Origin of the sequence: Mycobacterium sp. (genome assembly GCF_032162605.1) — a bacterium.
Classification (GTDB): Bacteria; Actinomycetota; Actinomycetes; order Mycobacteriales; family Mycobacteriaceae; genus Mycobacterium.
On the sequence record NZ_JAVROT010000273.1, the window covers coordinates 1 to 15,854 of the forward strand.

At 67.0% G+C, this 15,854-nt stretch carries 18 protein-coding genes; 5 read left to right on the forward strand and 13 right to left on the reverse strand.

Annotated features, from left to right (window positions below):
• The coding region (locus QOI01_RS16120; RefSeq protein ID WP_526382580.1) for an MBL fold metallo-hydrolase at positions 1 to 360 on the forward strand (360 nt) is incomplete at its 5' end.
• A gap of 303 nt (positions 361 to 663) precedes the next feature.
• Positions 664 to 897 carry a hypothetical protein gene (locus QOI01_RS16125; protein WP_526382582.1) on the forward strand — a complete coding sequence of 78 codons (234 nt, stop codon included), beginning with the start codon at positions 664 to 666 and terminating at the stop codon, positions 895 to 897.
• Positions 898 to 907: 10 nt separating this feature from the next.
• Here QOI01_RS16125 and tsaD read toward each other — a convergent pair whose 3' ends face one another.
• From tsaD to QOI01_RS16170, 9 genes are all read right to left on the reverse strand, one after another.
• A complete protein-coding gene (tsaD, locus tag QOI01_RS16130; RefSeq protein WP_526382584.1) occupies positions 908 to 1,930 on the reverse strand; it encodes a tRNA (adenosine(37)-N6)-threonylcarbamoyltransferase complex transferase subunit TsaD in 1,023 nt (340 codons plus the stop codon).
• Positions 1,927 to 2,379 carry a ribosomal protein S18-alanine N-acetyltransferase gene (rimI, locus tag QOI01_RS16135; protein WP_526382586.1) on the reverse strand — a complete coding sequence of 151 codons (453 nt, stop codon included), beginning with the start codon at positions 2,377 to 2,379 and terminating at the stop codon, positions 1,927 to 1,929. The genes tsaD and rimI overlap by 4 nt, the downstream gene beginning before the upstream one ends.
• Complete coding sequence (tsaB, locus tag QOI01_RS16140) at positions 2,376 to 2,999, reverse strand: tRNA (adenosine(37)-N6)-threonylcarbamoyltransferase complex dimerization subunit type 1 TsaB (RefSeq protein ID WP_526382587.1); 624 nt, start codon at positions 2,997 to 2,999, stop codon at positions 2,376 to 2,378. The genes rimI and tsaB overlap by 4 nt, the downstream gene beginning before the upstream one ends.
• Positions 2,996 to 3,505, reverse strand: a complete 510-nt coding sequence (tsaE, locus tag QOI01_RS16145; protein ID WP_526382589.1) for a tRNA (adenosine(37)-N6)-threonylcarbamoyltransferase complex ATPase subunit type 1 TsaE — start codon at positions 3,503 to 3,505, stop codon at positions 2,996 to 2,998. The genes tsaB and tsaE overlap by 4 nt, the downstream gene beginning before the upstream one ends.
• Positions 3,498 to 4,619, reverse strand: coding sequence for an alpha/beta fold hydrolase (locus tag QOI01_RS16150; protein WP_526382591.1), 1,122 nt, complete (start codon positions 4,617 to 4,619; stop codon positions 3,498 to 3,500). Before QOI01_RS16150 ends, tsaE begins: the two co-directional genes overlap by 8 nt.
• On the reverse strand, positions 4,616 to 5,785 hold the full coding sequence (gene alr, locus QOI01_RS16155) for an alanine racemase (RefSeq protein ID WP_526382593.1): 1,170 nt from the start codon (positions 5,783 to 5,785) through the stop codon (positions 4,616 to 4,618). The genes QOI01_RS16150 and alr overlap by 4 nt, the downstream gene beginning before the upstream one ends.
• A 48-nt stretch (positions 5,786 to 5,833) precedes the next feature.
• Positions 5,834 to 7,216 carry a glutamate decarboxylase gene (gene gad, locus QOI01_RS16160; protein ID WP_526382595.1) on the reverse strand — a complete coding sequence of 461 codons (1,383 nt, stop codon included), beginning with the start codon at positions 7,214 to 7,216 and terminating at the stop codon, positions 5,834 to 5,836.
• Between the two features lie 12 nt (positions 7,217 to 7,228).
• On the reverse strand, positions 7,229 to 8,653 hold the full coding sequence (locus QOI01_RS16165; protein WP_526382597.1) for an NAD(P)H-hydrate dehydratase: 1,425 nt from the start codon (positions 8,651 to 8,653) through the stop codon (positions 7,229 to 7,231).
• Between the two features lie 100 nt (positions 8,654 to 8,753).
• A complete protein-coding gene (locus QOI01_RS16170; RefSeq protein WP_526382599.1) occupies positions 8,754 to 9,254 on the reverse strand; it encodes a CGNR zinc finger domain-containing protein in 501 nt (166 codons plus the stop codon).
• Positions 9,255 to 9,338: 84 nt separating this feature from the next.
• Here QOI01_RS16170 and QOI01_RS16175 point away from each other — a divergent pair, with 84 nt between their 5' ends.
• Complete coding sequence (locus QOI01_RS16175) at positions 9,339 to 10,205, forward strand: alpha/beta fold hydrolase (RefSeq protein ID WP_526382601.1); 867 nt, start codon at positions 9,339 to 9,341, stop codon at positions 10,203 to 10,205.
• A gap of 46 nt (positions 10,206 to 10,251) precedes the next feature.
• Here QOI01_RS16175 and QOI01_RS16180 read toward each other — a convergent pair whose 3' ends face one another.
• A complete protein-coding gene (locus QOI01_RS16180) occupies positions 10,252 to 10,413 on the reverse strand; it encodes a hypothetical protein (RefSeq protein ID WP_526382603.1) in 162 nt (53 codons plus the stop codon).
• A gap of 350 nt (positions 10,414 to 10,763) precedes the next feature.
• Positions 10,764 to 12,629: a glutamine--fructose-6-phosphate transaminase (isomerizing) gene (gene glmS / locus QOI01_RS16185; protein ID WP_526382605.1), complete on the reverse strand. Its 1,866-nt coding sequence runs from the start codon at positions 12,627 to 12,629 to the stop codon at positions 10,764 to 10,766.
• Between the two features lie 81 nt (positions 12,630 to 12,710).
• Between glmS and QOI01_RS16190 the strand changes: the two genes are divergently transcribed.
• A complete protein-coding gene (locus QOI01_RS16190) occupies positions 12,711 to 13,556 on the forward strand; it encodes a dienelactone hydrolase family protein (RefSeq protein WP_526382607.1) in 846 nt (281 codons plus the stop codon).
• A gap of 123 nt (positions 13,557 to 13,679) precedes the next feature.
• Here the strand turns inward: QOI01_RS16190 and QOI01_RS16195 are convergent, their stop codons facing one another.
• Both QOI01_RS16195 and QOI01_RS16200 read right to left on the reverse strand, forming a co-directional pair.
• Positions 13,680 to 13,967, reverse strand: a complete 288-nt coding sequence (locus QOI01_RS16195; protein WP_526382609.1) for a DUF3303 family protein — start codon at positions 13,965 to 13,967, stop codon at positions 13,680 to 13,682.
• A gap of 560 nt (positions 13,968 to 14,527) precedes the next feature.
• Positions 14,528 to 15,181: a proline racemase family protein gene (locus QOI01_RS16200; RefSeq protein ID WP_526382611.1), complete on the reverse strand. Its 654-nt coding sequence runs from the start codon at positions 15,179 to 15,181 to the stop codon at positions 14,528 to 14,530.
• Positions 15,182 to 15,503: 322 nt separating this feature from the next.
• Between QOI01_RS16200 and QOI01_RS16205 the strand changes: the two genes are divergently transcribed.
• The coding region (locus QOI01_RS16205) for an SDR family NAD(P)-dependent oxidoreductase (RefSeq protein ID WP_526382613.1) at positions 15,504 to 15,854 on the forward strand (351 nt) is incomplete at its 3' end.

The window sequence follows — 15,854 nt, forward strand, 5'->3', positions numbered from 1 at the left end:
CACCTGCTCGACTTCAGCCGCAACGGCGATCAGCTCTACCGGCTCTACATCACCGGCGACACCATGCTCGTCGATAGCCTGGAGGACATCCCGCTCCGCTACCCCGACATTGACCTCGGCCTGATCCACACGGGTGGCACGACCTTCCTGGTCACCGTTGTCACGATGACGGGCGAGCAAGGAGTCAGGGCTGTCGAGATCACCAAACCTCGCACCGCCATCCCGATCCACTACAACGACTTTTCGGTATTCCTGTCGGGACTCGACGACTTCAAGAAGGCCGCCCGTACCTCGACCGCGAGCACGGAGTTCGTCTACCTCGCTCATGGCGATACCTACACATTCAAGCCCAACGTGTGAACATCGCTGACCGACGCGCCGAGCCGTGATCAACACGGCGCCCCGCTCCAGTGTGTCCCCTACGCTTCTCGGCCGATCCAGCATTCGAGCAATGCGGACTTCGATGGCGTTGCGCTCGCACACCAGGATCGAAAGTTCAGCGAGCTCTGGACTGTTGAGTTCAGCCACGGCGGGAGTGTGATACAGCAACAAGGCGCATTCGTAATCGCCCTAGAGCGTCCTTCACGTATTCGAACACAGCACCCGCTCAAAACATTCCGACTGGGGTGGTTCGACCGTCAGCTGGCCGACGACACGGTAATCGTGACCACGCCGGCGGCACACGTCTATTCGACCAAACCCGGCAGCAGCTTGTTCTTCCCGTCGTGGGCCATCAATACCCCGGCCACAACACCGACTGCGATCAACGAGCACCGCGCGATGATGATGCCGCCACGGAAGCAGAGTCGCGCCACGGCGCGTACCGAACGAGTGAACGCCGAGCGTGCACTCAACGACGCCCATGTCGCGGAACGCAACCGCCCGCCGCCATTCTGATCGACCGCGCTCACGCCACCTGCCCCCGCACCACCGGAAGGCCGGGGTCGGTGGCCACTCCCAACGGCGACGGGGACGCACCCGCTGCGATCAAGTGCGCGGCGAACGACGCGATCATTGCGCCGTTGTCCGTGCAGAGCCGCGGGCGTGGAACACGAAGCGTCAAACCCGCTGCTGTGCACCGCTCTTCGGCAAGTTCGCGGAGTCGGGAGTTGGCCGCGACGCCGCCCGCGATCAAGAGAGTGGACACCCCGAGTGCATTCGCCGCGCGCACTGCCTTCTTGGTGAGCACGTCGGCGACCGCCTCCTGGAACCCCGCCGCAACGTCTGCCGTGGCGGCCTCGGGGTGTGACTCCACGTACCTGGCGACCGACGTCTTGAGCCCCGAGAAGCTGAACGCATAGGGGTCGTCACGGGGCCCGGTCATGCCACGGGGGAACACGATCGCGCCGCGATCTCCGGTGCGCGCCAACTCGTCGAGCACCTTGCCGCCCGGATAGCCGAGGCCGAGCAGTCTGGCGATCTTGTCGTACGCCTCACCCGCCGCATCGTCGACGGTGCTGCCGAGTTCTTCGATCGGCTTCCCCAGCGATCGAACGTGCAGCAGGTTGGTATGACCGCCGGACACCAGCAACCCGACGCTTTCGGGCAGCGGGCCGTGATCGTAGACGTCGGCGGCCAGGTGCCCACCGAGGTGGTTGACCGCGTAGAACGGCACCGCCCACGCTGCCGAATAGGCCTTTGCCGCAGCGACTCCCACCAGAAGCGCACCCGCGAGCCCCGGTCCGATGGTCGCCGCGACGACGTCCGGCTTGCCGACCCCTGCCGTCTCGAGCGCCCGGCGCATCGTGGGCCCGAGGGCCTCGAGGTGAGCCCGCGACGCGATCTCGGGAACCACGCCCCCGAACCTCGCGTGTTCGTCGACGCTGGAGGCCACCTCGTCGGCCAACAGCCGGATGGACCCGTCGGGAGCGAGCTCGCAGATGCCGACTCCCGTTTCGTCACAGGAGCTTTCGATCGCCAGAACGATCATTGGACCTCCCGCCGCATGGTGTAGGCATCAGCTCCGCTGACCTGGTAGTAGCGCTTGCGTAGCCCCATCACTGCGAAGCCGGCCTTCTGGTACAGGGCGATGGCAGGCGCGTTGTCCGTGCGGACCTCCAGGAAGACCGTGTCTCCGCCGGCGATGTCGAGCAGTCCGTCCAGAAGCACGCGGCCGACACCCTGACCCTGGTGGGCCTTGTCGACGCCGATGGTGTGAATCTCATACTCATAGGGTGGTTTCCGGCCCAATCGGCTGATGCCCGCGTACCCGATGAGCACTCCGCCGCAGCGTGCGGCGACATAGTGATTGTGCGCCGAGTCGAGTTCACGGAGGAACGCCGTGGCGGGCCACGGGTCGTCGCCAGGAAACAACTGTGCCTCCAATTCTGCGCAGCGATCGGCGTCGCCACCCGTCAGAGAACCGAATTCGACGGTCACGAGTGCACCTGTTGCGGTTTGGCGTCGGGGCGGCGCAGATACAGCGGGATCAAGGGCTCCGGCGCCGACGTCCAGTCCACGACACGCACCAGTCCCGACGCCGTCGGATACACCGGCGGCAGGAGCAGCAGGCCGAAGAGCGCGGCGTGCTCTGGAGATCCGGCGACGCCCGACGCGTCCGCGGGCACGTCGGGCGGGGCGTTGACGGCGGGCCCGTCGATGCGGACACCGTCGCGATAGCGCGCCCAGTAGACCTCGCGACGGCGGGCGTCGGTGACCACCAGGGTCTCACCGACGGTGTCCACGCCAATCGCGTCGAGGCTGCACACCCCGTACACCGGAATGCCGAGGGCGTGACCGTACGCGGCGGCCGTGGCCATCCCGACCCGCAGACCGGTGAACGGGCCAGGGCCGCAGCCGATCACGACGGCTTCGAGGTCGGCCATGCCGAGGCCGGCGTCGGACAGTGCGCCCAACACGTTCGGGGTGAGCTGCTCGGCGTGGGCACGTGGGTCGACGGTCACGCGCTCGGCGAGGACCTCGACGCCCGACGGGCCGCGGCTGACCACCCCGGCGGTGACGGCCGGGGTAGCGGTGTCGATGGCGAGGACGGTCCTCATGGGAGGACCTCCCCCGTCGCTTCGCCCGCCCCAGGCACGCCCCCGAGACTCCAGTGCCACGTCGCGGCTCGGACGTCGGTATCGCGGCCGCGCTCCAGCTTGATGTCGAGGTGGCGATCGGAGAGTCGCTCCGCGAGCCCCTCTCCCCATTCGACGACCACGACGGCGTCGTCGAGATCGGTGTCCAGGTCCAGTGAGTCCAGTTCGGCGAGCAGGTCGGGACCCGCATGATCGAGCAGCCGGTAGACGTCCACGTGCACCATGGCCGGGGCACCGACCCGAAGGGCGGGGTGTACGCGGGCCAGCACGAACGTCGGCGAGGTGACAGCCCCCGCGACGTCCATGGCATAGGCGATTCCCTTGGCCAGCACCGTCTTTCCCGCTCCCAGTGGTCCCGACAGCACGACGACGTCGCCGGCCGCCAGGTTGGCCCCCAACCGGGCACCGAGCGCGAAGGTGTCGTCCGCGGTCGGCAGTTCAGCCGTCCCCTCGAGCACCTCAGCCATGGTTGCGGACCCGTTCCCTGAGGCGGCGTGTGATCGCGATGAGTTTCGAGGGTGTGGCACGCTCGACGAGCCGCACCAGCGCGTCGTCGACGATCTCGGGTTGCTCGAGCTGGACGAGATGTCCAGCGCCGCCGATGACGACGAGCTCCGACTTCGGCAGCGCCGCCGCCATGGCCTCGGAGTACTCCTTGGGCGTGAGCAGGTCGTGGTCGCCGCAGACGATCAGGGTCGGCACCTTGGCGAGCACGAGCAGTCCCTCGGTCTCGTCGTGTACCTCCAGCGCGTGCAGGAAACCGACGAGGGTCGAGATGGGCGTGTCGTGCATCATCCTCTCGGAGAACGCCACCACGCTGCGGCTGATCTTCTCGTCGCCGTAGGACGCGGCACGCAGCACCGGTCCGATCACCGAACTGGCGGCGCCACGGGTGCGGTGGACCGTCTTCGGCGCGTACCGCACTGCCAAGCGGGCCGCCTCGAGTACCGGATTCTTCAGCACCTCACCCAGCGGAGAACGCGAAACTCCTTCGGCTGCAGTGGAAATCAAGGCGACACCGACGATCCGGGTGGGATATCGCTGCGGATACTGGCGGGCGTGGGCCAGCACCGTCATGCCGCCCATCGAGTGCCCGACGAGCACCACCGGGCCACGCGGCGCCATCACCGCGAGGACGGCCTCGAGGTCTTGGCCCAACTGGGGAACCGTGAAGGTCTCCGGCGGCGCATCGCCGGACTGGCCGTGCCCCCGCTGATCGTAGAACACCATGCGGACCTGGGGCCCCCACTGCTCGGTCAGCCTCGCCCGCTGAAAGTAGAAGGCGCCCATGCGCAGACAGAAACCGTGGGCGAAGACCACCGTCAGCGGCGCATCCTGGGGACCCACCTCCCTGACTGCGAGTGGAACGCCGTCGGGCGTGGTCACGACACAACCGCGGTCGGCGTCGAGGAGTTCGAAGTCCTCGACGAGGTAGGGATCGTCGTCGCTGACGCGTCGCGTCAGTGAGTGCGCGACGGTGGTACCCGCGAGCCCGCTGATGGCGGACAGTCCCGCGGCCCCAGCCAACCAGCGACCCGTGCGCTTGCGACGATGCGGGACGCCATTCTCGTCGTCGGTCAACGGCTTGCGCCCGTCGCCTCGACGTACAGCCGGGACACCCGACCGCGCGGGCTGGTGACGACCTCGTAGTTGATGGTGCCGAGCAATTCCGCCCAGTCGAGTGCGGTGGGCTCGCCATCGTCACCTGGACCGAAGAGGATCGCGTCGTCGCCCTCGCCGACATCGACGGGCCCCGGCCCCAGATCGACCACGAACTGGTCCATGCAGATGCGGCCGACCTGGCGCGAACGTCGTCCGTTGATCAGGACGTCCATTCGGCCGCTGAGGCTGCGGAAGACACCGTCGGCGTAACCGATCGGAACGAGTGCGACCGTGGTGTCCCGCTCGGCCACCCAGGTGTGACCGTAGGAGACGCCCTCACCGGCCTTCAGCGAACGGACCAGGGCGATCGGACACTTCAGCGTCATGGCGGGCCGCAACCCCATGTCACCCCTGGCGGGGATCGGCGTCTGCCCGTATACCGCGATACCGGGCCGCACCATGTCGAACGCGAGGTCGGGCCGCGTCATCGCCGCCGGGGAGTTGCACAGGTGCGCGATCTCGAACTCGACTCCCGCGGCGCGGGCCTGCGCGCGCATCTCCGAGAACCGTTGCGCCTGGCGGTCGTTGACGGGGCTGGCCGGATCGTCGCCGCACGCCAGGTGCGACATGATGCCCCGCAGCCGGATCGCGTCGTCGGACGCCGCGCGGCGCAGCGCCACGAGCATGTCGGAGAACTCTGCGGCGCCGACCCCGTTGCGGTTCAGCCCGGTGTTCACCTTCACGGTGACGATCGCCGTGCGGCCGGTGCGTCGTGCCGCGTCGAGCAGCTCGGTCAGCTGGCGCGTCGAGGACACCCCGAGTTGGACGTCGGCCTCCAGAGCGGGCGCGAAGTCGGTGCCCGGCGCGTGCAGCCAGCACAGGACGGGGGCGGTCACGCCGTCACGACGCAATGCCAGTGCCTCGTCGATGGTCGCGACGCCGAGCTCGGCGGCGCCCGCGGCGATGGCGGCCTGCCCTACCCGGGAGGCACCGTGCCCATAGCCGTCGGCCTTCACGATCGCCATCACCTCGGCCGATCCGGCACGTTCGCGCAGCAGCCGCACGTTGTGCTCGATGGCGCCGAGATCGACCACTGCCTTCGCGGCGGCGGTCGATGTCGTTGGCTCGGTCGTGTGCATGGTCATGTCACCGTCGTCGATTGTCCCAGAGGGCGCGGAACCGGGTCGGCGGGCCTAGTGCGCGAAGGGCTGCAACCGGTCGAAGTGCCCGTTCGGCTTGAGCTCGTCGAGGGTCTTCAGGACCGTGATGACGTCGTCCTTCAGGGCCCGGGCGAGGTCGGTGGAGAAGCCCTCGCGGACCACGACCCGCAGCACCGAGACGTTCGTCGCATTGTCGGGCATCGTGTAGGCAGGTACCTGCCAGCCGAAGGCGCGCAGCGAGTGCGACACGTCGAACTCGGTGTAGCCGCGGTTGCCCGCCAGCTTGAAGCTGACCACGGGGATCGCCGATCCGTCGGAGATCAGCTCGAAGTGCTCGCTGTCGCGCAGTTGGTCACCGAGCCAGCGGGCGGTCTCCGACAGGCACGACATCACCTGCCCGTAGCCCGCGCGGCCCAGCCGAAGGAAGTTGTAGTACTGGCCGACGACCTGGTTGCCGCCGCGGGAGAAGTTCAGCGTGAACGTGGGCATGTCGCCGCCGAGGTAGTTCACCCGGAACACCAGTTCCTCGGGCAGGTACTCGCGGCTGCGCCACACCACGAAGCCGATGCCGGGGTAGGTTAGGCCGTACTTGTGGCCGCTGACGTTGATCGACACCACCCGCGGCAGCCGGAAGTCCCATATGACGTCGGGGTGCAGGAACGGGACGACGAAACCGCCGCTCGCCGCGTCGACGTGAACCGGGACGTCCACTCCCCCGTCTGCGGCCAGCTTGTCCAGCGCAGCGCAGATCTCGCCGATGGGCTCGAGCTCACCGGTGTAGGTGGTGCCGAGGATCGCCACGACGCCGATGGTGTCCTCGTCTACGGCGTCGAGGACTTGCTCCGGGGTGATGACGTAGCGGCCCTCCTCCACGGGGAGGTAGACGGGTTCGACGTCGAAGTACCGGCAGAACTTCTCCCAGACCACCTGGACGTTGGAACCGAGTACGAGCTTGGGAGTGCGCTTGCGCCAGTCCTTTCCGACTTTCGCGCGCCACCGCCAGCTCATCGCGAGCCCGGCCAGCATCACGGCCTCGCTGGAGCCCACGGTCGACGCTCCGATCGCGGTGGCGGGGTCGTCGTCGCGCAGGTCCTCGGCGTGGAAGAGGTCGGCCACCATCGACACACAGCGCGACTCGATCGCGGCGGTCGCCGGGTACTCGTCCTTGTCGATCATGTTCTTGTCGAATGTCTCGGCCATGAGCTTCTCGGCCTCGGGATCCATCCACGTGGTGACGAAGGTGGCGAGGTTGAGCCGCGAACTTCCGTCGAGCATCAGTTCGTCGTGGATGAAGCGGTAGGCGGCCTGCGGGTCCATCGACTCGTCGGGCATCCGCAGCGATGGGACGGCCGTGGTGCCCAGCCGACCCGTGTAGGCCGGTGCGATGGATGGCCCCGGAGTGTGCCTGGATGACATCTGGTGTCCCTTCTAGAGATCGGCGATCGACGAACGGATGTGGGCGAGGATTCGCGACGCCGACGTGGGCGCCGGCCGCGGTCCAGGATCGGCGGCGGAGAGGCCCGCGGCGCGGGCGTGGACGAACGCGCCCATCGCGGCGGCCTCGCCGGGCGGCAGTCCGGCGGCCAGCAGTGAACCGATGATCCCCGACAGGACGTCGCCCGATCCCGCCGTGGACGCCCAGGACTGACCGGCCGGGTTGAGGTACGCCTGCGCGGCACCCGGTTCGGCGATGACGGTGACGTTGCCCTTCAGTAGGACCGTGGCGCCGTAGGCGTCGGCGAGCTTGCGGGTTGCGGCGACGCGGTCGTCGCCCGGCGGGTGACCGGCGAGCCGCGCGAACTCGCCGGCGTGTGGGGTGAGCACCGTTGGGGCTCTCCGGTTGGCAACCACGTCGGGGTGCGCGGCGAGAATAGTCAGCGCGTCGGCGTCGACCAACACGGGCTGGTCGGTGTCGAGCGCGAACCAGAGTGCTGTTGCACCCGCCTCATCCGTGCCGATCCCTGGCCCGACCACCCAGGCCTGAACGCGACCCGCGGCGTTGACCGAGGTCGTTGCGATGACCTCCGGCCAGTGCGAAACCACCTCGCCGGCCGCGGTTCCTGCGTAGCGCACCATGCCCGACGTGGCAGCCACGGCCGCACCCGTACACAGGATCGCCGCACCCGGATAGGTGGCGGACCCTGCGAGCACACCGGTGACACCTTGGCTGTACTTGTCGTCCTTCGGTCCAGGAACGGGCCAGCGGGCGGCCACGTCGGCCGCCTCCACGCTCACCACGTCGCCGTCGGGCAGGCCGAGGCCGATGTCGATCAACTCGACGCGGCCGCAATCACCAAGGGCGTGAACGGGTTTGCGTCCCCCGAACGTGACGGTCAGCGCGGCGTTCACGTGTGGCCCGTCGGCGGCGCCGGTCGTGACGTCGAGCCCGCTCGGCACGTCGACCGCCACGACCGGGATGCCCGCGGCGTCGACGGCGGCGAACACCTCGGCGGCAGCAGGACGTAGCGGGCCACTCGCCGAGATGCCGACGACGCCGTCGATGACCAGATCGGTTGTTGGCGGCACGCTTTGGACGAGCCGGCCGCCCGATCGAGTGAACGCCGCGAGCGCAACCCGGTGCACCCGTTCCCGGTTGAGCACGACGGCGGACGCGGCCACGCCTCGCCGCCGTAGGAACGTGGCGGCCCAGAGTGCATCGCCGCCGTTGTCCCCCGAGCCGATGACCGCGCAGACCCGGCGTCCTGCGATGGCGCCGGTGAGCGAATGCAGTTCGCGGGCGATCGCGTCTGCCAGGCCGAACGCGGCTCTGCGCATCAGTGCGCCATCGGGCAGAGCGGCCAACAGCGGCGCCTCCGCTGCACGGATCGCGTCCGCGGAGTAGTAGTGCCGCACGGGACCTACGTTACGTCCTCCACCTGATCGACCGGCTCATTCCGGGCATGGACCTGATCCCAATGGTGATATCGCCGGTGACATCACTTCGCGGAGTCGGTCAGTCCCCTGCCTTCCCTGCCGTCCGGCTGTAGTGACGGCGCGCCTTCATTCGGTTGCCGCAGCCGCTCATCGAGCACCACCGGCCGGTACCGCCCCGACTTCGGTCCAGCAGGAAGAGGTGGCACTCGTCGTTCGCGCAGGCACGCAACCGCCCCGGGGCATCGTTCTGCACCTCGCCCCACGCCAGCACCACGCGCGCTCGCCAATCGGTCGACGGCTCGAGCGCCCAGTCCAGTCCGCCGTCGTGGATCCTGGGCACCTGGCGCACGTGGGCGAGGTAGCGGTTGAGCACCTCGACTTCGACGTCGCCGCGGACCACGCGCTGCAGGTCGTCGCGGACCTCGCGGACGGCGGCGAGGTCCTTCTCACCGCCACCCTCGTGGGCAGCCAGCCAACCCGTTGCTGCAGCGTCGTCGTCCAGAACGTCGGTCCCCATGCCGTCGACGACTGGCGTGGTGTTCAGCAGATCGAGGAGAACCTCGGACCAGTTCGTACGCATACTAACCATCATAGCGCACTTGACAGGTTAGGCAGGTCGGTGTTCACTTTGCATAACCGCTAAAACATCTCAAAGGGGTTAGACATGACGACGCACCACCGCTACGCCGAGATCGCCGGGCGACAGATCTTCTACCGCGAGGCCGGACCGTCCGACGCGCCAGGGATCGTCCTGCTGCACGGCACGCCGGCCAGCTCGCACATGTACCGCAACCTGATCCCCGCGCTGGCCGATCGCTACCGCGTCATCGCCCCGGACTACCCGGGCTTCGGGCACTCCGCGCGACCGGGCGTCGACGATTTCGACTACACCTTCGACACGCTCGCCGACCATGTCGACGCACTGCTCGATCATCTGGGACTGACGCGGTACGCAATGTACGTCCAGGACTATGGCGCACCCGTCGGCTGGCGTCTGGCCCTGCGATACCCGGACCGCATCACCGCGATCGTCACGCAGAACGGCAACGCATACGTCGAGGGTTTCGTCGGCGATGCGATGGAACCGCTGTTCGCCTACGGCCGGGATCGCTCAGAGGCCAACGCCAAGGCGTTGCGTGACCTCATCAGCATCGACGGTTTGAAATGGCAGTACACCCACGGGGTTTCAGACCCCACGGTGATCGACCCGGACGCCTGGGTCAATGCACACGCCGCCGTCGCAGATAGCGAGGAGGCCATCGCGGTTCAGCTCGAGCTCTTCGCCGACTACGTCACCAACGTCGAGCTCTATCCCCGGGTGCACGAGTACTTCCGCACCTCCCAGGTACCGCTGCTGGCAGTGTGGGGCCGCAACGACCAGATCTTTGGGCCCGCAGGCGCCTTGGCGTTCGGCCGCGATCTCCCCGATGCCGACATCAATCTGATCGACGGTGGACACTTCCTACTGGAGAGCCGCCTGGACGCGGTCGTAACGCTGATCAGGCCCTTCCTCGCCGAGCACGCGGGTTGAGTGCTCGCCGAGACTACGGTTTTTGACGGATTTGGCCGAAATTTCGTCAGAAACCGTAGTCTCGGTGTTCGCCGTCCAACTCGCCGTTGATTGCGTGTGAGGCCTGGCTCCTCAGCTCGACCTGACCACGCGGCAGGAGGTTTCGCGCTCGGGCCGCCGCGCGGTCAGCGTCGGGCATCACGCTGCGGCCCGCGATGAATGCCAGCACCGGTAGGTCCAGCGAGTGCAGTTGGCCATCGGTGGATCGCTCCGGAGATCAGGATCGTCTGCACCGAAAGGCCGCCTTCCCCAAGCAGATCCACGCAGTAAGCCGTGCGCATCTTCAGGATCGCCGGCAGGTTCGGCCGCCACATCGGGGTGGATGCGTTGCGCCCGGGCAGCAGTACCACGGCGGGCGACCGGCAGGTCCGTCGAACCGGTAGGCGCGAACCGTACCGAATGCGGTTGGCACGCCGAACGAGGCGGCGATGTCCGGCAGTGCGGCCATCCCGGTGCGGTACACCTCCAGAAAGCGAGCTTGGGCGGCGTCGCTGCGGAAGTGCCCGACCCCGGCCACGCTTACTCGACGGTGACGGACTTCGCGAGGTTGCGCGGCTTGTCGACGTCGTAGCCACGCGCCTGCGCGACACCCGCGGCGAACACCTGCAACGGGATGGTCGAGAGTAGCGGCTGGAAAAGTGTTGAGACTGCCGGGATCTCGATCAGATGATCGGCGTACGGACGTACCGTGTCGTCGCCCTCCTCGGCGATGACGATCGTGACCGCGCCGCGAGCCTGGATTTCGCGGATGTTGCTCAGCAGCTTGGAGTGCAACACCGCCGCGTTCTTCGGCGACGGCATCACGACGATGACCGGCAGGCCGTCCTCGATCAGCGCGATCGGCCCGTGTTTGAGTTCACCCGCCGCGAAGCCCTCGGCGTGCATGTAGGCCAGTTCCTTGAGCTTGAGCGCACCCTCCAGGGCCACCGGGTAGCCGACGTGTCGGCCGAGGAAGAGCACCGTCGACGACGAGGCGAACCGGTGAGCCAGGTCGGTGACCGGCTTCATGCAGGTCAGCACGCGTGCGATGAGGTCGGGCATCCCCTCCAACTCGTCGAACTCCCGCTGGACCTCGTCGGGGTACTTCGTGCCGCGGGCCTGCGCCAGCGCGAGCCCGACCAGATAGTTCGCAGCGACCTGAGCCAGGAACGTCTTGGTGGACGCGACGCCGATCTCCGGCCCCGCGCGGGTGTAGAGCACCGCATCGCATTCGCGGGGGATCTGACTGCCGTTGGTGTTGCAGATGGCCAGCACCTTTGCCTTCTGCTCCTTGGCGTGCCGCACGGCCTCCAAGGTGTCTGCGGTCTCGCCGGACTGCGATATGGCGATGACCAGCGTGCTGCGGTCGAGCACCGGGTCGCGGTAGCGGAACTCGCTGGCCAGTTCGACCTCGACCGGCAGCCGGGTCCAGTGCTCGATGGCGTACTTGGCCAACAGCCCGGAGTGGTACGCGGTGCCGCACGCGACGATGAAGACCTTGTCGATCTCCCGCAGCTCCTGATCGGACAGCCGCTGCTCGTCGAGCACGATGCGGCCGTCGACGAAGTGCCCTAGTAGGGTGTCGGCGACGGCGGCAGGCTGCTCGGCGATCTCCTTGAGCATGAAGTACTCGTAACCGCCCTTTTCCGCGGCGGACAGGTCCCAGTCGATGTGAAATCGACGAGTAGGGACGTCCTCATTGCCGTGGAAGTCGGTGACCCGGTATCCGTCGGCGGTGATCACCACGGCTTGGTTCTGACCGAGCTCGACGGCCTCACGGGTGTGCTCAATGAAGGCGGTGACGTCGGAGCCTAGGAACATCTCCCCCTCACCGACCCCGATGACCAGCGGGGTGGAGCGTCGCGCCGCGACGATGGTGTCGGCATCGTCGGCGCAGGCGAACACCAGCGTGAAGTGGCCTTCCAGGCGCGGCAGCACCGCCATCACGGAGCCGACGAAGTCCCCTGCGGTGGGCCCGTGGTGGTACTGCCACGACACCAGGTGGACCGCCACCTCGGTGTCGGTGTCGCTCGCGAACTCGACGCCGGTGGCCTCCAACTCGGCACGCAGCACAGCGAAGTTCTCGATGATCCCGTTGTGAACGACGGCGATCCTGCCCGCCGCGTCACGGTGAGGGTGGGCGTTGCGGTCGGTCGGCCTGCCGTGGGTGGCCCAGCGGGTGTGCCCGACACCGGTGTTCCCGATCAGCTCCTGCGAGTCGGCCTCTTCCAGAGCCGCCTCGAGGTTGGCCAGCCGCCCTGCGCGCCTGCGTACCGCCATTCCGCCGTGCCCGTCCAGCAGCGCGACACCCGAGGAGTCGTAGCCCCGGTATTCCATCCGCCGCAGGGCATCGACGACGATATCGCGGGCTGGACGCTGCCCGACATAGCCGACGATTCCGCACATGACGCTGCAGCTTAATGCAGCCTCCGGCTGGGAGGGGCAGTGCAGCAGTCGGCTCACCCCCGTGTGAGCTACGGTCATCGGGTGGCCAAGACGAAGAAACTCTTCGCTGCGTTGACCCATCGCGGCCCGCACGAGGTTCTGCGCGGTGACCTGGCCTTTGCCGGCCTGCCGGGCATCGTGTACACGCCTGCGTCGGGGATGAATCTGGCCGGCGTCGCATTCGGTCACGACTGGTTGGTCGCGGCCGACCGGTATTCGGGAACGCTGGAGCATCTTGCGTCCTGGGGCATCGTCGCCGCGGCCCCGCACACCGAGACCGGCATGGCGCCATCGGTGCTGAATCTGGCGTTCGACCTGGGCACGACGCTCGACATCGTCTCCGGCGTCCGGCTTGGTCCGGGAAAGATCAGCGTCCATCCCACCAAGTTGGGTGTGGTCGGTCACGGTTTCGGAGGATCGGCCGCAGTGTTCGCCGCGGCGGGGATGGCCGGCCGGGTCAAGGCGGCCGCCGCACTATTCCCGTCGGTCACTCGGCCACCCGCCGAACAGCCCGCGGCCACGCTCAAGGTGCCCGGCCTGATCCTCGCCGACCACGGGGATCCCATGTCGCTGCGATCCAACGCCGTCGAGCTGGCCCGGGCCTGGAAGCCCGCGACACTGCGCAGCGCCAAGAAGGTGACGGCAGGCGGACTGGTCGAGGGTCGCCGACTGTCCCGGCTCGTCAAGCTGCCAGGAGCGGACAAGGGCACGCAGAAGATCGTGCGCGCACTGCTGACCGGATATCTATTGCACGCGCTGACCGGCGACAAGTCATACCGCGACTTCGCCGACGCCGAGGTGGCGCTGCCCAAGAGCGAGGTGATGGATCCGTTCTCCGACGATCCCATCGATCTGGAGAACAAGGTCGTCGCGCTGCTCAAGCCCTGACCTGGCAGCCAGGCAGAGTGTGCACCGCCCGCGGCGTGCGTAGCGGGCACGATCCCGATCTCAATCGACGAGGTTCGCGAGAAGCTCCACACCTGAATCGACCGGGATCGGCAAACGCCTACATCAGCGGAACAGTCTCGGAAATGAATCGATCGCGACAATCTGCAGATCCGCATAATGCGCCTTGACCAGCGAATACTCACCGAGCATCTCGGCGGCAGTTGTCGACGACTCCGCTTCAAAGATTATGACGACGCCAGATAAGTCGTTCTTGAGCCACGCCTGGTGGAAGACACCCTCGGCGAGAGCTCGGTGAGTCTGCGCAGCCTCCTCCTGAAGGTGCAGCGCGTAATCGGCTGGCGGATGGGCGGCCACGCTTGGCTTCACCGTCGTGATCGCGACGAACAGCACGACGAAGCCTCCTCGAACTCGACGTCGCGCACGTCTTCCGGGCGCGTCAGTTCAGTGTGACCGCTTGCATGCAGGGCAGTGACACCCCTCCCTCGTGGCATTTGGCGCGGTCATCGTGAGACGGGTTGGACCATCCGATCTTCCCCGTGCGAGGGGTCGGATGGGGCGGTGCAGCATGCATAGAACCGTTGGCGCCACACCCAAACCGAGGCGATTCCGCAACGCCGGGAAACGGTGAATCAAGCCAGGTTTCAAGGGCACGCGGGAGCCGTTTCTTCACCAGCGCCTCCAAGCCCACGCTAGCTCGGGTGGGGTAGCCGAGGGTCGGTATCAGACCCACGATCCTCTCTGAGGATCTGAAACTCTGACCACCATACGACGTCACGGTTGCGCGCTCCTAGAGTCGTCCACGTCGGCTGTGCGACCTGACTCGTTGAGCTACACCACCTTTCGCACCCAGCGGTTCTGATCCACTGCGCCTCTGTCGCGGTGATCTGTTGGGGGTAGATGCGCCCCTACGACCAGTCCCGTCTCCAAGAATACGGCCGGGCCGACCGTCATCATTGGAGGAGGGACCGCCTTCGGCGGGGCCTACAGCGGCCCGGTGAACGCGGTCTGGGTGATGCCGGGAACGTCGGGGTTGATGGGTGCTCGACCTCGAGTTGTTCTGCCGCAGCGGTTTTGATTCGCTGACCCACTTCACACAGTGCGCGACCCTCGTCGGGGTGTAGGACGAACCCGAGGTCAGCGGCATCGACCAGCACATAGGTCATGCCGCCATAGGCGACGTCGACCGTCAATTGGCCAACCCTTGGCACGTCGATTGCCTCGCGCTGGTAATAGACGAAGGCCGGTTGATTGTAGAGCTTGGCACGAATGACCTTGCCGTCGCGGCATTCACAGTGAACCCGGATCAGACCGGCCGGTGATTCCAACACCAGCTCGGTGACGGGTTCGGCCATCGGCAGCATGCCGGTCTCCAACAGGACGGTCGCGACGCACATCGTGTTCGAGCCCGACATCGCCGGATATTCGGTGGATTCGAGGATCACGTAGCCGAGCGAGGCTTCTGGATTGTTCGACGGGAGAACGATGTTGGCGTTGTGCCACACCGCCCCGCGGGGTTCGAACAGCAGCAGTGCACGCAGTTGGTCCAGGTTCTGCTCGACGTAGACGCGCTTCTCGAACATGGTCTGACCCGGGACGTTGCCCACGCCGCCGACGACGACCTTTCCCGGCTCCCCTCCGCATGACAGTCCACGACGTTGAGCATTCTGCTGAACTTCATAACGGTCTCCGGCTCCCGGACAGCCGTCTCCACCACGACGGTTCTGATCTGGTATCACCCGTTGATGAATCGTATCACCACAGATGAGACGCCGACGGCTATCGCTATGGACGTCCTGTGGTGATACGATTCACCAGTGCCACCGCAGTGGCGCACTCCGCCGCCGCGAAGCGCTCGTGCTTCACGACGACCACATCCCACGTAGAGCCGGCGGAGGACATCGGATCAATACGCTTTTGGAGTCTTCAATGGGACAGCTCGACGGCAAGGTTGCATTCATCTCCGGTATCGCGCGGGGGCAGGGCCGGTCACACGCCCTGACGCTGGCGCGCGAGGGGGCCAACATCATCGGTTTCGATCTGTGCGCGAAACCCACGACCACCGCCTACCCCGGGGCATCCGAGGAGGACCTTCAGGAGACCGTGCGCCTGGTGAAGGAGACCGGCGCCGATATAGTGGCCGAAGTCGGCGACACCCGCGACCACGCCCAGGTCAAGGCGATCTTCGACCGCGGCATCCAACAGTTTGGCCGCGTCGACATCGTGTTGCCCAACGCAGGTATCTGCTCCGGCGCCAAGACGTGGGAAATCACCCCAGAG

Bases quoted from the DNA above. Each gene is read 5' to 3' on its own strand.
- tsaD (WP_526382584.1), bottom strand. From the start codon at position 1,930: ATGATCGTTCTGGCGATCGAAAGCTCCTGTGACGAAACGGGAGTCGGC.
- tsaB (WP_526382587.1), bottom strand. From the start codon at position 2,999: ATGAGGACCGTCCTCGCCATCGACACCGCTACCCCGGCCGTCACCGCC.
- tsaE (WP_526382589.1), bottom strand. From the start codon at position 3,505: ATGGCTGAGGTGCTCGAGGGGACGGCTGAACTGCCGACCGCGGACGAC.
- alr (WP_526382593.1), bottom strand. From the start codon at position 5,785: ATGACCATGCACACGACCGAGCCAACGACATCGACCGCCGCCGCGAAG.
- gad (WP_526382595.1), bottom strand. From the start codon at position 7,216: ATGTCATCCAGGCACACTCCGGGGCCATCCATCGCACCGGCCTACACG.
- QOI01_RS16170 (WP_526382599.1), bottom strand. From the start codon at position 9,254: ATGCGTACGAACTGGTCCGAGGTTCTCCTCGATCTGCTGAACACCACG.
- QOI01_RS16175 (WP_526382601.1), top strand. From the start codon at position 9,339: ATGACGACGCACCACCGCTACGCCGAGATCGCCGGGCGACAGATCTTC.
- glmS (WP_526382605.1), bottom strand. From the start codon at position 12,629: ATGTGCGGAATCGTCGGCTATGTCGGGCAGCGTCCAGCCCGCGATATC.